Annotated in this window: 17 protein-coding genes and 2 pseudogenes; 11 read left to right on the top strand and 8 right to left on the bottom strand. The window is 64.4% G+C overall.

Annotation, left to right across the window (positions count from 1 at the left end):
• Positions 1–79: 79 nt before the first annotated feature.
• Both CF161_RS11985 and CF161_RS11990 read left to right on the top strand, forming a co-directional pair.
• On the top strand, positions 80–274 hold the full coding sequence (locus tag CF161_RS11985) for a hypothetical protein (RefSeq protein WP_020296836.1): 195 nt from the start codon (positions 80–82) through the stop codon (positions 272–274).
• Positions 275–391: 117 nt separating this feature from the next.
• Positions 392–574, top strand: coding sequence for a hypothetical protein (locus CF161_RS11990; protein WP_020296837.1), 183 nt, complete (start codon positions 392–394; stop codon positions 572–574).
• Here the strand turns inward: CF161_RS11990 and CF161_RS11995 are convergent.
• Positions 571–1,632, bottom strand: a complete 1,062-nt coding sequence (locus tag CF161_RS11995; protein ID WP_020296838.1) for an AI-2E family transporter — start codon at positions 1,630–1,632, stop codon at positions 571–573. The two genes, CF161_RS11990 and CF161_RS11995, sit on opposite strands and share 4 nt — an antisense overlap.
• Before the next feature lie 164 nt (positions 1,633–1,796).
• On the opposite strand from CF161_RS11995, the gene yegQ reads away from it, so the two are divergent.
• Entirely contained in the window at positions 1,797–3,128 is a 1,332-nt protein-coding gene (gene yegQ / locus CF161_RS12000; protein ID WP_020296839.1) for a tRNA 5-hydroxyuridine modification protein YegQ, read from the top strand.
• A 39-nt stretch (positions 3,129–3,167) separates the two neighbouring features.
• Here the strand turns inward: yegQ and CF161_RS33605 are convergent, their stop codons facing one another.
• The 3 genes and pseudogenes from CF161_RS33605 to CF161_RS12010 form a co-directional block, all read right to left on the bottom strand.
• The gene (locus CF161_RS33605; protein ID WP_371106522.1) at positions 3,168–3,989 is read right to left on the bottom strand and encodes a methyl-accepting chemotaxis protein; all 822 of its coding nucleotides are present in this window, start codon (positions 3,987–3,989) and stop codon (positions 3,168–3,170) included.
• 84 nt (positions 3,990–4,073) lie between these two features.
• Positions 4,074–4,847 (bottom strand): annotated as a pseudogene (locus CF161_RS33610) (cache domain-containing protein); the annotation flags it as partial.
• A 130-nt stretch (positions 4,848–4,977) separates the two neighbouring features.
• Complete coding sequence (locus tag CF161_RS12010) at positions 4,978–6,294, bottom strand: Na+/H+ antiporter family protein (protein WP_177326773.1); 1,317 nt, start codon at positions 6,292–6,294, stop codon at positions 4,978–4,980.
• 1,540 nt (positions 6,295–7,834) lie between these two features.
• Between CF161_RS12010 and CF161_RS33615 the strand changes: the two are divergent.
• Both CF161_RS33615 and CF161_RS33620 read left to right on the top strand, forming a co-directional pair.
• Positions 7,835–7,981: pseudogene (locus tag CF161_RS33615) on the top strand (HAMP domain-containing protein); the annotation flags it as partial.
• 102 nt (positions 7,982–8,083) lie between these two features.
• Positions 8,084–8,839 (top strand): methyl-accepting chemotaxis protein, encoded by a 756-nt coding sequence (locus tag CF161_RS33620; protein ID WP_371106523.1) that lies wholly within the window; start codon positions 8,084–8,086, stop codon positions 8,837–8,839.
• A gap of 153 nt (positions 8,840–8,992) precedes the next feature.
• Here the strand turns inward: CF161_RS33620 and CF161_RS12020 are convergent, their stop codons facing one another.
• From CF161_RS12020 to CF161_RS12035, 4 genes are read right to left on the bottom strand one after another with little or no spacing between them, the layout of a single operon-like run.
• Positions 8,993–10,306, bottom strand: a complete 1,314-nt coding sequence (locus CF161_RS12020) for a sensor histidine kinase (protein ID WP_020296843.1) — start codon at positions 10,304–10,306, stop codon at positions 8,993–8,995.
• Positions 10,303–10,971 (bottom strand): response regulator transcription factor, encoded by a 669-nt coding sequence (locus CF161_RS12025; protein ID WP_020296844.1) that lies wholly within the window; start codon positions 10,969–10,971, stop codon positions 10,303–10,305. Before CF161_RS12025 ends, CF161_RS12020 begins: the two co-directional genes overlap by 4 nt.
• A complete protein-coding gene (locus tag CF161_RS12030) occupies positions 10,971–11,285 on the bottom strand; it encodes a PepSY domain-containing protein (RefSeq protein WP_020296845.1) in 315 nt (104 codons plus the stop codon). The genes CF161_RS12025 and CF161_RS12030 overlap by 1 nt, the downstream gene beginning before the upstream one ends.
• On the bottom strand, positions 11,285–11,593 hold the full coding sequence (locus tag CF161_RS12035) for a PepSY domain-containing protein (protein ID WP_020296846.1): 309 nt from the start codon (positions 11,591–11,593) through the stop codon (positions 11,285–11,287). The genes CF161_RS12030 and CF161_RS12035 overlap by 1 nt, the downstream gene beginning before the upstream one ends.
• A gap of 158 nt (positions 11,594–11,751) precedes the next feature.
• Between CF161_RS12035 and CF161_RS12040 the strand changes: the two genes are divergently transcribed.
• From CF161_RS12040 to CF161_RS12065, 6 genes are all read left to right on the top strand, one after another.
• Positions 11,752–12,831, top strand: coding sequence for a hypothetical protein (locus CF161_RS12040; protein WP_020296847.1), 1,080 nt, complete (start codon positions 11,752–11,754; stop codon positions 12,829–12,831).
• A 98-nt stretch (positions 12,832–12,929) separates the two neighbouring features.
• A complete protein-coding gene (gene queD / locus CF161_RS12045) occupies positions 12,930–13,286 on the top strand; it encodes a 6-carboxytetrahydropterin synthase QueD (protein ID WP_003190259.1) in 357 nt (118 codons plus the stop codon).
• A gap of 49 nt (positions 13,287–13,335) precedes the next feature.
• Entirely contained in the window at positions 13,336–13,851 is a 516-nt protein-coding gene (locus CF161_RS12050; RefSeq protein WP_020296848.1) for a nucleoside 2-deoxyribosyltransferase, read from the top strand.
• Positions 13,852–13,880: 29 nt separating this feature from the next.
• A complete protein-coding gene (locus tag CF161_RS12055) occupies positions 13,881–14,504 on the top strand; it encodes an NUDIX hydrolase (RefSeq protein ID WP_020296849.1) in 624 nt (207 codons plus the stop codon).
• 213 nt (positions 14,505–14,717) lie between these two features.
• The gene (codB, locus tag CF161_RS12060; RefSeq protein ID WP_020296850.1) at positions 14,718–15,989 is read left to right on the top strand and encodes a cytosine permease; all 1,272 of its coding nucleotides are present in this window, start codon (positions 14,718–14,720) and stop codon (positions 15,987–15,989) included.
• Positions 15,986–16,780 (top strand): PucR family transcriptional regulator ligand-binding domain-containing protein (locus CF161_RS12065; RefSeq protein ID WP_020296851.1); only part of this gene is annotated, 795 nt, incomplete at its 3' end. The genes codB and CF161_RS12065, both read left to right, overlap by 4 nt.

Here is a 16,780-nt window from a genome sequence, read left to right on the forward strand (position 1 = left end):
CGTCATATATCTGCCATGTCAGGTCCGCAAGATCGGACCTGTCCATGCCAACAGGCTCATAAAAACAAGGACGAACCCTATGCCCACGCAAAACCCGCACCGCATCGCCGGCCTCTGCACCTCAAGCAAGGTCTACAGTGCGCTGACCGAACTCAAGCACCTGGAGGGCCATCGCAGCGCCAAGTTTCTTTCGCTGCTGGCAGAAAACCTGGTGCGCAAAGGCCTGCTCAATGATCAGGAAGTGCTGAACATGCTCGACCAGGTGGTGGACTGAAACCACGCGCCAGACCACAACCGCCGTCGTTGCCATCAATGTCGACTATCGAGCGTGGTGATTTTTCGTAACACCCTGAGCTTTGTAAGGTAGCCCCACTGATTGATGGAGGCACTTATGCACAAGGTTCAGATCATGTCCGTTATCGGCAGCGCCGTTCCCGCACCGCTCAGAGAGCTAGGATTGCTCGCCTGTTGGTACCTGGTGCGGGACGGCGAACCGATCAGCGGCCCACTGACCTCGCTTCCCGCCGCGCAGGCACTGTCGCTGAAGTTCGAACAGCCGATGCTGGTCGCCTAAGGCAACTGCACCCGCGGCCGGGTTTCGACGAACAACGCCCAACTGGACATGAACAACGCCGCAATCAGCGGACCGATGACAAAACCGTTGAGCCCGAAGATCGCCAGGCCACCCAGGGTCGAGATCAGGATCAGGTAGTCCGGCATCTTGGTGTCTTTGCCCACCAGGATCGGGCGCAGCACGTTGTCCACCAGGCCGATCACAAATACCCCGAACAAGCCCAGCACCACCCCTTGCCAGATCGCCCCGCTGAGCAGGAAGTACGCGGCCACCGGTGCCCAGACGATCCCCGCTCCCACCGCCGGCAACAACGACAGAAAAGCCATCAGTACCGCCCACAGCAAAGCGCTGGGGATGTCGAGAAACCAGAAAATCATCCCGCCCAGCGCCCCTTGGGTCACCGCCACCAGCACGTTGCCTTTGACGGTGGCGCGCACCACTCGGTTGAATTTGAGTTGCAGACGGCGCTTCTGATGTTCCGCCAGGGGCACCGCAGTGCGGATCTTGCGCACCAGTTCGGCGCCATCGCGCAGAAAGAAGAACAGCAGGTAGAGCATGATGAAGAAGCTCACCACAAACTCGAACGTGCCCTGGCCGAAGCTGAACGCCTGGCTGGCCAGGTACTGGCTGCCCTGCATCGAACTCTTGACGATTTTCTCGCGCAGGCCGTCGAGCTCGCCCATGCCGAAGCGGTCCAGCAGGTGCTGGAAGTACGGCGGCAACGCGTGCTTGAACTGCGCCAGGTAGCCGGCGATGTCCAGGTGCCCGCTCTCGATGTTCTTGTAGACGTTGGTGCCTTCCTGCACCAGCAGCACGCTGGTGATGATCACCGGCAGGATCGCGATCACCAGGCAGATGCCCAGGGTGCACAGTGACGTGAGGTTGCGTGGCCAGCCGAACTTCAATTGCAGCCGGCGTTGCAGCGGGGCGAAGACGATGCCGAGGATCACCGCCCAGAACACCGCGCCGTAGAACGGCAGGAGGATCCAGATGAAGGCGACCGTCACCAGTACCAGGAGTACCAGCAGGCTTTTGTTTTGCAGGTTGGTTTGATTCATATCCGATCCAGTTCGATAAGCCGCGGGACGCTGACGGGCGTCCAGAGGCTTAGTCAACCGCTGTGCGTCCAAGTGCCATCTTTTGTGCATGGAGCATAGATCCAGATCAATAAACCCCGGAGCGCACTGCTTTACCCTCGCGACCTTTTGCGACCGACAGCCCCATGACGCTCTTCGCCCGACCCGAACTGCTCGCCCCCGCCGGCACCCTGAAAAACATGCGCTATGCCTTTGCCTACGGCGCCGACGCGGTCTACGCCGGGCAGCCGCGCTACAGCCTGCGGGTGCGCAACAACGAATTCGACCACGCCAACCTGGCCCTCGGCATCCAGGAAGCCCAGGCCCAGGGCAAGCGTTTCTACGTGGTGGTCAACATCGCCCCGCACAACGCCAAGCTCAAGACCTTCCTCAAGGACCTGGAGCCGGTGATCGCCATGGGCCCGGATGCGCTGATCATGTCCGACCCGGGCCTGATCATGCTGGTGCAGCGGCACTTCCCGCAGATGCCGATCCACCTCTCGGTGCAGGCCAACACGGTGAACTGGGCCAGCGTCGAGTTCTGGCAGGAACAGGGCCTGAGCCGGATCATCCTGTCCCGCGAGCTGTCGCTGGAAGAGATCGCCGAGATCCGCCAGCAAGTGCCGGGCATGGAGCTGGAAGTGTTTGTCCACGGTGCGCTGTGCATGGCCTATTCCGGGCGCTGCCTGCTGTCGGGCTACATGAACAAGCGCGACGCCAACCAGGGCAGTTGCACCAACGCCTGCCGCTGGAAATACAAGGCCCAGGAAGCCACCGAGAATGCCGCCGGCGATATCGTCCAACTGTTCGAACCGCACGCCAAGCCGACCCTGGGCCTGGGGGCGCCCACCGACCAGGTGTTCCTGCTGCAGGAGGCCAACCGCCCGGACGAACTGATGCCGGCATTCGAAGACGAACACGGCACCTACATCATGAACGCCAAGGACCTGCGCGCGGTGCAGCACGTCGGGCGCCTGACCCAGATGGGCGTGCATTCGCTGAAGATCGAGGGGCGCACCAAGTCGCACTTCTATTGCGCACGCACCACCCAGGTCTATCGCCGGGCCATCGACGACGCGGCGGCCGGACGCGAGTTCGACCGCAGCCTGATGAACGACCTCGAATCCCTGGCCCAGCGCGGCTACACCGAAGGTTTCCTGCGGCGCCATGTGCACGATGAGTACCAGAACTACCAGAACGGCAGCTCAGTCTCGGAGCGCCAGCAGTTCGTCGGCGAACTGACCGGCGAACGCCGCGACCGGCTGGCCGAGGTCAAGGTGAAAAACCGCTTTGCCCTGGGCGACCACATGGAGCTGATGACCCCCAAGGGCAACTTCCACTTCGACCTGCATCAACTGCAAAACGCCAAGGGCGAAGCCATCGAGGTCGCCCCGGGTGACGGCCACACCGTATACCTGCCGATTCCCGACCAGGTCGACCTGCGCTACAGCCTGCTGATGCGCGATATCACCGAATAAACACAACCGTAGCCGCCCGGCTACGGGACGGGGCTGGCCTTAGATTCGGAACTGCCCTACCAACTTGCCCAGGCGCTGGCCCAGGTCCGCCAGGCTGCGGGAGGTCTGGGCGCCGAGCTGGGTTTCGTCGGCGACGCTGTCCACCGCCACGGCAATCTGATGCACGCTGCGGTTGATCTCTTCGGCAACCGCGGTCTGTTCTTCGGCGGCGCTGGCGATCTGGGCGTTCATCGAATTGATGGTGCCGATCAACTGCGCCATGGTGTCCAGCGACGCCCCCGCCTCATTGGCCTGGGCCGAGGTGCCATCGCCGGCATCGCTGGAGCGGCGCATGGCTTCCACTGCCGTCCGCGTGCCCTGCTGCAAGCGGTCGATCATGCCCTGGATCTCCTGGGTGCTCTGCTGGGTCCGACTGGCCAGCGCCCGCACCTCATCCGCCACCACCGCAAAACCACGCCCGGCCTCCCCGGCGCGCGCCGCTTCAATGGCCGCGTTGAGCGCCAGGAGGTTGGTCTGCTCGGCAATCGAACGGATCACGTCCAGCACGCTGACAATCGATGCCACGTCCTTCTGCAAACTGTCGAGGGAAGTACCGCTGCTGCGGATATCGCTGACCAGCGCATGGATCTGGGCGATGCTGCCATCCACCACGCGCTTGGCGGCCTGGCCTTCGGCGTCGGTCTGTTGCGCGGCCACCGCCGCCCCCTGGGCACTGCGCGCCACTTCATGGGCGGCCGAGGACATCTCATTGATCGCGGTCGCCACCTGATCGGTCTCGTGGCGCTGACGCTCCATCGCCTGTTCCGAACGCTGGGCCTGATCGGACACCTGGGTCACCAGGCCGGTCAACTGGCTGGTCATCTCGGTGATCTGCCGCACCAGGCCGTGGATCTTGTCGACAAAGCGGTTGAACGACCCGGCCAGGTCGCCCAACTCGTCCTGGCTGGTAATCGCCAGGCGCTTGGTCAGGTCGCCATCGCCGGCGGCGATATCGTCGAGGCTGACTTTCATCAGTTGCAGCGGACGCAGCATGGTGTTGGCCACCAGCAGGCCCAGCGCCGCGATCACCAACAGCACCACCACGGCAATCCCGACAATGCTCAGGACCATGCCTTCCATGCGCTGGTTGATGCTGGCTTCGACCGCCGCCACCTGGGCATCGATACCGTCGAGGTTGACCGAGGTGCCGAGCACCATGTCCCACTTGGGCAGGTATTCGGTGTAGCCGAGCTTGGGCACCAGCACATCGCTGCCCGGCTGGGTCGAGCTGTATTGCACGTAGTGGCTGCCGTCCTTGCCGACCCGCACCAGCTCACGGTTGACGTACACGCCATTGGGGTCGCGGTTGTCCTTGAAGCTCTTGCCGACGCCGTCCGGGCTGTTGCCCTTGAACAGGCGCACGGTCTCGGAGTCGTAGCCGAAGAAGTAGCCATCCTTGCCGTAGGTGATGTTCGACAGCAGCTTGACCACCTCGGCCCGGGCCGCCTGGTCGCCGCTGGCGGCAGCGTCATACAACGGCTTGACGGTGTTGAGCGCCACCTCCACGTAACTCTGCAAGGTGGCCTTGGCCTCGCCCAGCAGGCGCTGGCGGGTCTCTTCGACCTCTTTGCTGGCCTGCTGCTTGAGCATGAATACCGTGGTCAGGCTGATCACCAGTGCAAACAGCAACACCGGGAGTACCGCGAGGGACAGGACTTTGGCCTTCAAGCTTAGGCGCATAGGTATTCACTCTTGATTTTATTGGCGTGGTTAAGCCGTTAACGGCACGCCGGATCAAAAGTTGAGCCCCCGCGGGCCTGAGCGCGGGGGCTAAAGCAGCCCAGCAGCGCCGGGCCATCGGCTCAGGGGTTCAGAGCACCATCGCCGCCACCCAACCGAACGCCAGCAACGGCAGGTTGTAGTGGAGGAAGGTCGGAACCACGGTGTCCCAGATATGGTGATGCTGGCCGTCGATGTTGAGGCCGGAGGTCGGCCCCAGTGTCGAGTCCGAGGCCGGCGAACCGGCGTCGCCCAGGGCCCCGGCCGTGCCGACGATGCAGACGATGGCCAGGGGGCTGAAGCCCAGTTGCACGCAGAGCGGGACAAAGATCGCGGCCAGGATCGGCACCGTGGAAAACGACGAGCCGATGCCCATGGTCACCAGCAACCCCACCAGCAGCATCAACAGCGCACCCACGCCCTTGCTGTGGCCGATCCAGCTGGCCGAGGTTTCCACCAGGGTCTTGACCTCGCCGGTGGCCTTCATCACCTCGGCAAAACCCGAGGCGGCAATCATGATGAAGCCGATCATGGCCATCATCTTCATGCCTTCGGTAAACAGGTCGTCGGTTTCGCGCCAGCGCACGATGCCCGACACCGAGAAGATCAGAAAACCGGCCAAAGCCCCGATAATCATCGAGTCCAGCAGCAACTGCACCACAAACGCGACCACGATGGCCAGGCCCGCCACCAGCAAGGTGCGCGGGTTGTATTGCACCGTCACCTGCTCGACTTTCTCGATCTTTTCCAGGTCATACACGCGCTTTTTGCGGTAGCTGACAAAGGCCATCAACAAGCCGAACACCATGCCCAGGGCCGGGATGCCCATGGCGTGGGTGACGTTGACCTGGCTGATATCGACCCCGCTGCGGGCGACGTTGGCCAGCAGGATTTCATTGAGGAAGATGTTGCCGAACCCCACCGGCAAAAACATATAGGGGGTAATCAGGCCGAAGGTGATGACGCAGGCGATCAGCCGACGGTCCAGTTGCAGCTTGGTCAGCACATACAACAGGGGCGGTACCAGCAGCGGGATAAAGGCAATGTGGATCGGCAGGATATTCTGCGAAGCAATCGCCACCACCCACAGCAGGCCGATCAGCAGCCATTTGACCTGGCCGCCGCCGTGGGCGTCCTGGCGGTCCACCAGCAGCAGGATCTTGTCTGCCAGGGCGTGGGCCAGGCCGGACTTGGCAATCGCCACGGCAAAGGCGCCGAGCAAGGCATAGGACAACGCCACGGTCGCGCCACCGCCCAAGCCGCTGTTGAACGCCTTGAGCGTGGCCTCGATCCCAAGGCCGCCAGTGAGTCCACCCACCAGCGCGCCAATGATCAGGGCGATCACCACATGCACGCGGGACAGGCTGAGCACCAGCATGACGCCGACCGCGGCAATTACTGCATTAATCATCGTTACCTCATTACTGCGCCGCTGAAAATGGCGCAAAAGCATGTGACCGACCAGAAGGCAGGAGGCTGCCGACATCGAATGGAAAGAGGGTCTTATTAGAGGGCGCGCACTGTGCAGCAGCGGGCGCGGCTTGTCAAAACCCGGGGACGGGGAACGCGCTTTCTCGCCTGTGGTGGCGGGCGCGGGTTCGGGGTGCGTCGGGATGCGGGCCCTGTTTCAACTGAAACAAGTGGGTGTCGGTACGGGCCAGCGTCCGAACCCGGCCCAAGCCTGCGGCAGCGGCTACAGGTGGCGGTGGGAATGGGGGGGGGTATTTCGAACAAGCGTTTAAAGAATCGGTTTTGGCGGCCGTTACAGTGCAAAGTCTCAGATATTTATCGAATAAGGACGCCCCATGTCGCTTAGACAACTTTCCATCCAATGGAAAATCACCCTGCTGGCCGGACTCTGCCTGCTGGGTATCGTCACCTTGCTGGTGGGCCTCTCGCTCTATCGCATGGAGCACAACTCCGAGCTGGTGAAAGCCTCCAGCATGGACATGCTCAACGAAGCCGCCCAGGCGCGGATCGAGGCTCAGGGCGAGGTGCAGGCGCTGGGGATTCGCCAACAATTCATGGACGCCTATCAATACGGCCATGGTTTTTCACGCCAGGTGCTGTTCCTGCGGGAGCAGGCCGAGAAGCGTTTTCTCGACGCCTTCGACCTGCGTGAAGACCTGACCCGCCAGGTCAAGTCGGCGCTGCAGGCCAACCCGCAGTTGCTGGGCCTGTCCCTGGTGTTCGAAGCCAACGCGCTGGACGGCAAGGACTCGCTGTTCACCGGCCAGGAAGAACTGGGCAGCAACGACAAGGGCCGCTTTGCCCTGTACTGGTCCCAGCCCACGCCGGGCAAGCTGACCTCGATGTCATTGCCCGAAAGCGACATGAGCGACACCCGCAGCGGCCCCAGCGGCGAGCCGGCCAACGCCTGGTTCACCTGCCCGCGCAGCACCCTCAAGCCCTGCGTGATCGAACCCTACTTCTACGCCATCGACGGCCAGCAGGTGCTGATGACCAGCATCGTCTTCCCGCTGATGGTCGAGGGTAAAGTCATCGCCTCGCTGTCGGTGGACATCAACCTCAACAGCCTGCAGGCCACCAGCCAACAGGCGAGCAAGAAGCTCTACGACGGCCAGACCAACGTCAGCATCATCAGCCCGGTCGGTCTGCTGGCGGCCTACAGCCCGGACGCCAGCAAGCTGAGCCAGCGCCTGGAGCAGGTCGACAAGGCCAGCGGCAGCCAGTTGATCAGCCTGCTGGCCAGCGGCACCCAGACCCGCAGCCTGCACAGCGACAGCGTGCTCAAAGTGCTCGCGCCCTTCGCGCCGATTCCCGACGGCAAGCCCTGGGGCGTGCTGCTGGATGTACCGGAACACGTGCTGGTAGGCCCGGCCACTGTGCTGCAAGGCGAGCTCGACGAGCGCAACAGCGCCGGCACCCTGATCGAACTCAGCCTCGGCCTGCTGGCGGCGGTCGTCGGGCTGTTGCTGGTGTGGCTGATGGCGCGCAGCGTGACCCGACCAATCCTCGGCGTGGCACACATGCTGGAAGACATCGCCAGTGGCGAGGGCGACCTGACCCGGCGCCTGGCCTACGACAAGCAGGACGAACTGGGCCAACTGGCCGGCTGGTTCAACCGTTTCCTCGACAAGTTGCAGCCGATCATCGCCGAGGTGAAACGCTCGGTGCAGGACGCTCGCGGCACCGCCGACCAGTCTGCGGCCATCGCCACCCAGACCAGCGCCGGCATGGAGCAGCAATACCGCCAGGTCGACCAGGTGGCCACCGCCTCCCATGAAATGAGCGCCACCGCCCAGGACGTGGCCCGCAGCGCCGCCCAGGCCGCCCACGCCGCGCGCGATGCCGACCAGGCTACCCGCGAAGGCCTGACGGTGATCGACCGCACCACCACCAGCATTGGCCACCTGGCGGCCGACATGAGCATCGCCATGACCCAGGTCGAAGGCCTGGCCGCCAACAGCGAGAAAATCGGCTCGGTGCTGGAAGTGATCCGCGCCATCGCCGACCAGACCAACCTGCTGGCGCTCAACGCCGCCATTGAAGCGGCCCGTGCCGGGGAAGCCGGGCGTGGTTTTGCGGTGGTGGCCGATGAAGTGCGCAACCTCGCCCGCCGCACCCAGGAGTCGGTGGAGGAAACCCGCCTGGTGATCGAACAACTGCAAACCGGCACCCAGGAGGTGGTGGGCTCGATGAACAACAGCCACCGCCAGGCCCAGGGCAGCGTCGAGCAGGTCGGCCAGGCCGTCACCGCCCTGCGCCAGATCGGCGACGCGGTGACCGTCATCAGCGACATGAACCTGCAGATCGCCAGCGCCGCCGAAGAACAGAGCGCGGTGGCCGAAGAGATCAACGGCAACGTGGAAACCATCCGCGACGTCACCGAATCCCTGGCCGAACAGGCCAATGAATCGGCGCGGGTCAGCCAGTCCCTGAACAGCCTGGCCAACCAGCAGCAAAGCCTGATGGACCAATTCCGCGTCTAAGCCCGGTAATCCCTGTAGCCGCTGCGCTGGCCGGCACAGCCTGCCGATATTCCAGCGGGATATTTACGGTGTTACCCAAGGCCCGCGCCCGAACGCGGCCCGAGCCTTCGGCAGCGGCTACAGGGCGCCGGGTGCGGACGGGATGCGGGGCAACTAGCGCCCCGGCAGGTGGATTTCAACCCGCAGGCCGCCCAGGGCGCTTTCCTCCAGGCTCAGGGTGCCGCCCCAGACGTCGATGATGTCGCGCACGATGCCCAGGCCCAGGCCGTGGCCATCGGTCTGTTCATCCAGGCGCGTGCCGCGGCTGAACACCTGTTCGCGCTGCGCCTCGGGGATGCCCGGGCCGTCGTCGTCCACCGCCAGGCAAAAACCTTGGGCGCTTTGCCCGACACTCAAGCGGACGTCCGCATCCGCCCATTTGCAGGCGTTGTCCAGCAGATTACCCAGCAGCTCCAGCAGGTCCTCACGGTCCCAAGGCAGTTGCAGCCCCGGCGCCGCCTGGTAACTCAGGGCCAGGTGTTCGCCGTGGATCATGTTCAGGGTCGCCAGCAACCCCGGCAGTTCGCCATCGCAATCGAACAGGGCGCCGGGCAAGGCATCGCCGGCCAGACGCGCCCGGTTCAGCTCGCGGTTCAAGCGCTGCTGCACCTGCTGCAACTGTTCCTGCAACACCTTGCGCACTTCGGGGTGGGCATCCAGCTTGGGGTTCGACGCCAGACTGAGCAGCACCGCCAGCGGTGTCTTCAGCGCATGCCCCAGGTTGCCCAGGGCATTGCGCGAGCGCTTGAGGCTATCTTCGGTATGGGCCAGCAAGTGGTTGATCTGCACCACCAGTGGTTCCAGCTCCACGGGCACCTGGTCATCCAGTTGCGAACGCTGGCCCAGCTGCAACTGGGCGATCTGCTCCCGGGCTTTTTCCAGGGGCCGCAGGGCGCGGCGCACGGTCAGGCGTTGCAGCAGCAAAATCAGCAGCAGCCCCGCCAGCCCCAGGCCCAGGCCGATCTGGCGCATGCGTTGAAAGCTCTCACGTACCGGGGTGTAGTCCTGGGCCACGCTGATGGAGATCGACTGCCCCAGGCGCCGATAGTCTGAACGCAGCACCAGCAATTGCTGGCCCTCCGGGCCCAGTTGCAGGTTGCCTTGCAGGCCGGCGCTTGCCAGCTGCGGCAGGTCCTGGTCCCACAACGAACGCGAGCGCCAATGGGTGTCGGCAAAGTCGATGCGAAAGTAGTGCCCGGAAAACGGCCGCTGATACGCCGGCGACAGGCGTCGCTCATCCAGCTGCAACCCCTGGGGCCCACGTACCAGCGCCACCAGCAGGTTTTCACTGTCGTCGCGCAGGCCGGCTTCGAGGTAGCGCTGCAAGCCCACTTCGAACAGCCAGAGACTGGTCTGGGCCAGCACCAGGCCGACGATCAGCATCACGCTGATCAAGCCCAGGCTCAGGCGGCGCTGGATCGACCTCACGAAGCCTGGGCGCCAAACAGATAGCCCTGACCGCGCCGGGTTTCGATCACCGTGCGCCCCAGCTTGCGCCGCAGGTGATTGACGTGCACTTCCAGCACATTGGAATCGCGCTCGGTCTCGCCGTCATAGAGGTGCTCGGCGAGGTGGCTTTTGGAGAGGATCTGCTGCGGGTGCAGCATGAAATAACGCAACAGGCGAAACTCGGCGGCGGTCAGCTGGATATCCAGGCCATCGCGCACCACGCATTGGCGGCTTTCATCCAGGTGCAGGCCGGCGGCCTGAAGGGTTGGCTGGTTGGCCTGGCCGTGGGAGCGGCGCAACAGCGCCTGGACCCGCAGGTGCAGCTCCTCGGGGTGAAACGGTTTGGTCAGGTAATCGTCGGCCCCGGCCTTGAGCCCTTCGATGCGCTCGGCCCAGGAGCCGCGGGCCGTGAGGATCAGCACCGGGGTCGAGAGCCCGCCGGCGCGCCATTGGCTGAGCACCTCCAGCCCCGGCAAACCCGGCAGGCCAAGGTCGAGGATGATCAGGTCATAGGGTTCGCTGCTGCCCTGATACACCGCATCGCGGCCATCGGCCAGCCAATCCACGGCGTAGCCCTGGCGATTGAGGCCTTCGAGCAGTTCATCGGCCAGGGACACATGGTCTTCCACCAGAAGCAGGCGCATCAGTCATCTTCCTTGTCTTTCAACAGGCGGCCGGTGGCGGCCTCCAGGTCCAGCTCGCGGACCACACCGTCGGCGGTCAGCAACTCGACTTCATAAATGTAGACGTCATGTTTTTCTTCCAGCTCGGCCTCCAGCAGCTTGGCCCCGGGGTAACGGTCCAGGGCCTGCTGCAGCAGTTGTTCGAGCGGCAGGATCACCCCTTGCTGACGCAGGCGCAGGGCTTCGTCCTGGTCCAGGTCACGGGCCAGTGCCAGCGAGCAGAACGCTGCCAGCACCAGGGCCCAGCGACTGCAACGGCGCAGATTGCACTTCATTACGTATCCTGATGATCCTTGAGTACCTGGCCACTGACGGCGTCCAATTCCAGGTCCCACTCCAGGCCCTGGGCATCGCGCAGTTCAACCTGGTAGATGTACTTGCCGTACTCCTCTTCCAGCTCGGTTTCCTGGATGGTGGAGCCCGGGTGCCTGGCCAATGCGGTGGCATTGAGTTTTTCAAAGGAGACAATGGTACCAGCGTCGCGCAACCTCAGGGCTTCGTCGGGGCCCAGGTCACGGGCGTGGGCCAGGCTGGCGGTCAGACCGATAATGCTGGCGGTCAACAGGGCAGTCAGGGTTTTCATGGAATATCTCCGTATTCGTCAGGTGTTGCCTAAGGCGCCGAAGATACCCAACTGAACTTAATTGAAACTGAATGGCCAGTATCGCCGGACCGAACTTTCATTCGGCTGCCGTGCCACCTCTATTTATACTCACCTGCTCGCCTGCGACTGAGACCGGTATGACTGCTATCCACATCAAGTTCCCCGCCCTGACCCTCAAGGCCGGCCCGCGAGCGTTCGCGCGCATCCGCGAGAGCGGCCTGCGCGCCGCCGAAGTCGGCACCCTGCCCGGCGCGGCGGGTGGACCCAAGGCCCTGGGGATTCAAGGCCTGGACCTGGCGCTGTTCGGTGACTGGTTGCCGGCGGCGCCCCGGGAGCGTTCGTTGATTGGCGCCTCGGTGGGCTCCTGGCGCTTTGCCAGTGCCTGCCTGGCGGATGCCGCCGAGGGCATCCGCCGCCTGGGGCTGCTGTACAACGCCATGAGTTTTGCCAAGGGGGTGAACATGGCGCAGATCAGCCACAGCTCCCAACGCATGCTCGACGAACTGCTGGACGGCCAGGACGCCAGCATCCTCGACAACCCGCTGTATCGGCTGAACATCATGGTGGTCAAAAGCCACGGCCTGCTCGCCGACGATCATCGCGGGCGCCTGGGGCTGGGGCTGTCCTCGGTGATCGCCGATAACCTGCGCGGCCGCTCGCGCCTGGCCCGGCACTTCGAACGGCTGGTGCTGCACGATCCGCGCCTGGCGCCGCCGCTGCTGGCCCTCAACGACTTCCCTTCGCGCTTCGTCGCCCTGGACCTGGGCAACCTGCGCCAGGCGCTGCTGGCCTCGGGCTCGATCCCGATGGTGATGCAGGGCGTGCGCGACCTGCCCGGCGCCGGCGCGGGTACGTTCCGCGACGGTGGCCTGCTGGATTACCACCTCGACCTGCCCTACAGCGGCGACGATATCGTGCTCTACCCCCACTTCACCGACCGGGTGATCCCCGGCTGGTTCGACAAGACCCTGCCCTGGCGCCGGGCCAGCACCGAGCGCCTGCAAGACGTGCTGCTGCTGGCGCCGTCGCGGCAATACCTGGAGCGCCTGCCCTACGGCAAACTGCCGGACCGCAGCGACTTCAAGCGCTTCATGGGCGATGACGCCGGGCGCCAGAAGTACTGGCGCAGCGCGATGGACGAAAGCCGGCGCCTGGGGGACGAGTTTCTCGACCTGGCCGCCAACGGCCGCCTCGGGGAAAACCTGCTGACCCTTTAGTCAGGGTTTTCCCGCAGCGCCAAAGCCAAGCTGTTAAACTCGCCGCCTGCCCCAACCGCCCCCCCGGCGATAGCCACCTGCCAGAGCTGACCGATACTGTGGAAATCTTCAAAGAATTTACCTTCGAATCCGCCCACCGCCTGCCCCACGTACCCGAGGGCCACAAGTGCGGGCGCCTGCACGGGCACTCGTTCAAGGTGGCGATCCACCTCAGCGGCGACCTCGATCCGCACACCGGCTGGATTCGTGATTTCTCGGAAATCAAAGCCATTTTCAAGCCGCTCTACGAGCGTCTGGACCACAACTACCTGAACGACATCCCCGGCCTGGAAAACCCCACCAGCGAAGTCCTGGCCAAGTGGATCTGGAACGAACTCAAACCCCTGCTGCCGGAGCTCAGTGCGATCCGCATCCACGAGACCTGCACCAGCGGCTGTATCTATCGCGGCGAGTAAGCCCGCGCAGCCGGTTCAATCGCCCTTGGCGAACAGCGGAGCAGCGCCCATGCCCCCACGCATCTACCTCGCCGGTTTCGATGTGTTTCGCCCAGACGCCATCGAACACGGCCACCACCTGAAAGACCTCTGCGCCGCCCAGGGCCTGGAGGGCCTCTACCCCTTCGACAACCAGGTGCCCGACGGCCTGGCCCCCGAGGCCACGGCGCGGCTGATCTGCCAGCACAACCGGCAAATGATCCACGACTGCGACGCGGTGCTGGCCAACCTGAATGCCTTTCGCGGGCTGGAACCGGACTCCGGCACCTGCTTTGAAATCGGCATGGCGGTGGCCCTGGGCAAACCGGTGTGGGCCTATTTCGACGACGCCCCGACCTTGCGCCGGCAAGTGCCCCATGACGCCGACGGGCATGATGCCCAGGGCTTTGTGGTGGAAGACTTCAACCTGCCGCGCAACCTGATGCTGGCCTGCACCTGGGCCGGTCACAGCCGCGATGCCGCCAGCGCCGTAAGCGCCCTGGCGCACTGGTTGCGCCAACCCCAGCGCGCCCCGCTCGCGCCTTGATCGCCCGCCCCCTCAACCAGGAGATCGCCATGGAAAACACCTGGCTGGCCCATGCCAAACGCTTGCAGGCCATCGCTTCCACCGGCCTGCATTTCTGCACCGATGAATTTGATCGCGAGCGCTATAAGCAAGTCGCCGATATCGCCCACGGCATGCTCGCGCAACTGGGGGACGTGCCCCTGGAACGCATCACCGGCCTGGTCAGCGACTTCGCCCAGCGCTACTCGACGCCCATGGTCGACGTGCGCGGTGCGCTGATCGAGAACGAGCGCATCCTCCTGGTCCGCGAGCGCAACGACGGCTGCTGGGCGCTGCCGGGGGGTTATGCCGATATCGGCCTGTCGGCGGCGGAAAACATCGCCAAGGAAATCCACGAGGAAGCCGGCCTGGAAGTTTCGGTCAGCGCCCTCTACAGCCTGCGGCACAAGGCCAAGGGCCCGTTCAAGCCCGACACCCGGGACTTCTACAAGCTGTACTTCATGTGTGAGCGCAACGACCGACAAGCGCCGCTGGCCGGGTCAGAAGTCAGCGACGCGGCGTTTTTTGCCCTCGACGCCCTGCCCGAGCTGTCCCGCGGCCGCACCATAGAAAGCGACATCACGGCGGCCTTTGCCTTTTATCGCGGTGAAACCCGCACGACCCTGTTCGATTGAGCCCCGGGCCGGTGATCCACTTTGTATCACTGGCGCACTGCTTTTGTGCCTGACTGGGCAAGGCGAACAATCAATCCGGCAAAATCCGTCGATTTGGCTATAAATCCTGTGCAGGTTGCACAGGGGCGCCTGTGCGTCTGTCACCGTTCGGCCGTTGGCACGTTGGCTGCAACGGGTCTGCATCCACAGACCAGACACACCAGGGGAAGGCTCATGACGCAGAACGATCCAGGCAACGACTACCCACTCAGTGAAGTGCCGATGCACGCCCGCAAAGGGCTGGCCTCCACGGCCATGGTGCTGCTGGGGTTCACCTTTTTCACCGCCACCATGTTCGCCGGGGGCAAGCTGGGGGTGGCGTTCAGCTTTGGTGAAATGCTCGGGGTGATTGTGCTGGGCAACCTGCTGCTGGGGATCTACGCCGCGGGCCTGGGTTACATCGCCTTCAAGAGCGGTCTGAATTCGGTGCTGATGGGGCGGTTCTGTTTCGGCGAAGTGGGCAGCAAACTCAGCGACCTGATCCTGGGCTTTACCCAGATCGGCTGGTACGCCTGGGGCACCGCGACCGCCGCCGTGGTGCTGGGCAAATACTTCGAGTTGAGCCAGGGCAGCGTGCTCGGCCTGATGGTGCTGTTCGGCATGGTGTTCTGCGCCACCGCCTATGTCGGCTATCGCGGGCTGGAAATCCTCTCCTACATTGCGGTGCCGGCCATGGGCCTGTTGCTGCTGCTGTCGATGTGGGTGGCCACGGTCAAGGTTGGCGGCCTGCAAGGCCTGATGGCCGTGGTGCCGAACACCAGCCTCGACCTGTCCACCGCCATCACCCTGGTGTTCGGCACCTTTGTCAGCGGCGCGACCCAGGCCACCAACTGGACGCGCTTTTCGCGCTCGGCCAGGGTCGCGGTGCTGGCGAGCCTGATCGGCTTCTTTGTCGGCAATGGCCTGATGGTGCTGATCGGGGCCTACGGCGCCATCGTCTACCAGCAACCGGACGTGGTCGAAGTGCTTCTGCTGCAAGGCTTCGCCATGGCGGCCATGGCCATGCTGCTGCTGAATATCTGGAGCACCCAGGACAACACCATCTACAACTTCGCCGTGGCTGGCTGCAATCTGCTGCGCACCGGCCGGCGCAAGACCGTGACCCTGGTGGGTGCGGTGATCGGCACCCTGCTCGCGCTGCTGGGCATGTACGACATGCTGGTGCCGTACCTGATCCTGCTGGGCACGGTGATCCCGCCGATTGGCGGGGTGATCATGGCCGACTTCTTCTACCGCTACCGGGGCCAGTACCCGCGCCTGGCCGAGACCCGGCTGCCGGCGTTCAACTGGGCCGGCCTGGGCGCCTACGCCATCGGCACGGTAACCGCGTTCAGCTCGCCCTGGGTCGCGCCGCTGGTGGGGATTGCCGCTGCCGCCCTGAGTTACATCCTGCTCAGCAGCCTGCTCGGCGCCCGCAGTGGCGCCGTGGCCGACGTCCAGGCATGAGCCTGACGGTCGACGATGTACTGGCCCTGCCCGGGCTGGAGTCCATGCGCCTGCGCGCCGGCGCGGTCGGCCTCGGCAATCCGGTGCGCTGGCCTTATGTCGCGGAGAACAGCGGGATTGCCGAGTGGGTGCTGGGCGGCGAGCTGGTGTTCGTCACCGGCATCAACCACCCCCGGGATCAAGCCAACCTGTTGCAGTTGCTGGATGAAGCCGTCGAGCGCCAGGTCGCCGGCCTGGTGATCCTGACCGGCGCGGCCTATATCCAGGCGATCCCCGAGCGCCTGCTGGCCGCCGCCGACGCCGCCGGCATGCCGCTGATCGAGCAACCCTACTCGCTGAAAATGGTGCTGGTGACCCAGGCCATCGGCTCGGCACTGGTCCAGGCAGAGCAGGTCGGACGCTCGCGGCATGACGTGCTGGAGCGCCTGTTGAGCGGCGAGTACCAATCCCTGGAGCTGCTGCTGCACCGCGCGCGACAGCTGGGCATGCCCATGGACGGCCAGTGGCAGGTGGCCCAGTTGCAACTGGAGGGCGGCGAGCCGCTGTTTGCCCAGGGCCATGCGGAACAGGTCGAGGCCCAGCTGGCGCAGCACCGCGACCGTATCGCCCTGGGCCTGCGCCAATTCGCCCGGGAGCATCCACCGGCCCTGCCAGTGCTGGGGCGTGCCGGACAATGGAGCCTGCTGCTGCCTGCCGGCGACGCCGCGGCGGCGCAGCTCAACCGGCAACGGTTGGCGACCTGGCTGAAAAACTTCAGCCCCAGCCTGCAGCCGCTGAAACTGTTTATCGGC

Origin of the sequence: Pseudomonas sp. CF161 (assembly GCF_000416215.1) — a bacterium.
Taxonomy (GTDB): domain Bacteria; phylum Pseudomonadota; class Gammaproteobacteria; order Pseudomonadales; family Pseudomonadaceae; genus Aquipseudomonas.

Bases quoted from the DNA above. Each gene is read 5' to 3' on its own strand.
- CF161_RS11985 (WP_020296836.1), top strand. From the start codon at position 80: ATGCCCACGCAAAACCCGCACCGCATCGCCGGCCTCTGCACCTCAAGC.
- CF161_RS11990 (WP_020296837.1), top strand. From the start codon at position 392: ATGCACAAGGTTCAGATCATGTCCGTTATCGGCAGCGCCGTTCCCGCA.
- CF161_RS11995 (WP_020296838.1), bottom strand. From the start codon at position 1,632: ATGAATCAAACCAACCTGCAAAACAAAAGCCTGCTGGTACTCCTGGTA.
- yegQ (WP_020296839.1), top strand. From the start codon at position 1,797: ATGACGCTCTTCGCCCGACCCGAACTGCTCGCCCCCGCCGGCACCCTG.
- CF161_RS33605 (WP_371106522.1), bottom strand. From the start codon at position 3,989: ATGACCAGCCAGTTGACCGGCCTGGTGACCCAGGTGTCCGATCAGGCC.
- CF161_RS33620 (WP_371106523.1), top strand. From the start codon at position 8,084: ATGGAGCAGCAATACCGCCAGGTCGACCAGGTGGCCACCGCCTCCCAT.
- CF161_RS12025 (WP_020296844.1), bottom strand. From the start codon at position 10,971: ATGCGCCTGCTTCTGGTGGAAGACCATGTGTCCCTGGCCGATGAACTG.
- CF161_RS12030 (WP_020296845.1), bottom strand. From the start codon at position 11,285: ATGAAGTGCAATCTGCGCCGTTGCAGTCGCTGGGCCCTGGTGCTGGCA.
- CF161_RS12035 (WP_020296846.1), bottom strand. From the start codon at position 11,593: ATGAAAACCCTGACTGCCCTGTTGACCGCCAGCATTATCGGTCTGACC.
- CF161_RS12040 (WP_020296847.1), top strand. From the start codon at position 11,752: ATGACTGCTATCCACATCAAGTTCCCCGCCCTGACCCTCAAGGCCGGC.
- CF161_RS12050 (WP_020296848.1), top strand. From the start codon at position 13,336: ATGCCCCCACGCATCTACCTCGCCGGTTTCGATGTGTTTCGCCCAGAC.
- CF161_RS12055 (WP_020296849.1), top strand. From the start codon at position 13,881: ATGGAAAACACCTGGCTGGCCCATGCCAAACGCTTGCAGGCCATCGCT.
- codB (WP_020296850.1), top strand. From the start codon at position 14,718: ATGACGCAGAACGATCCAGGCAACGACTACCCACTCAGTGAAGTGCCG.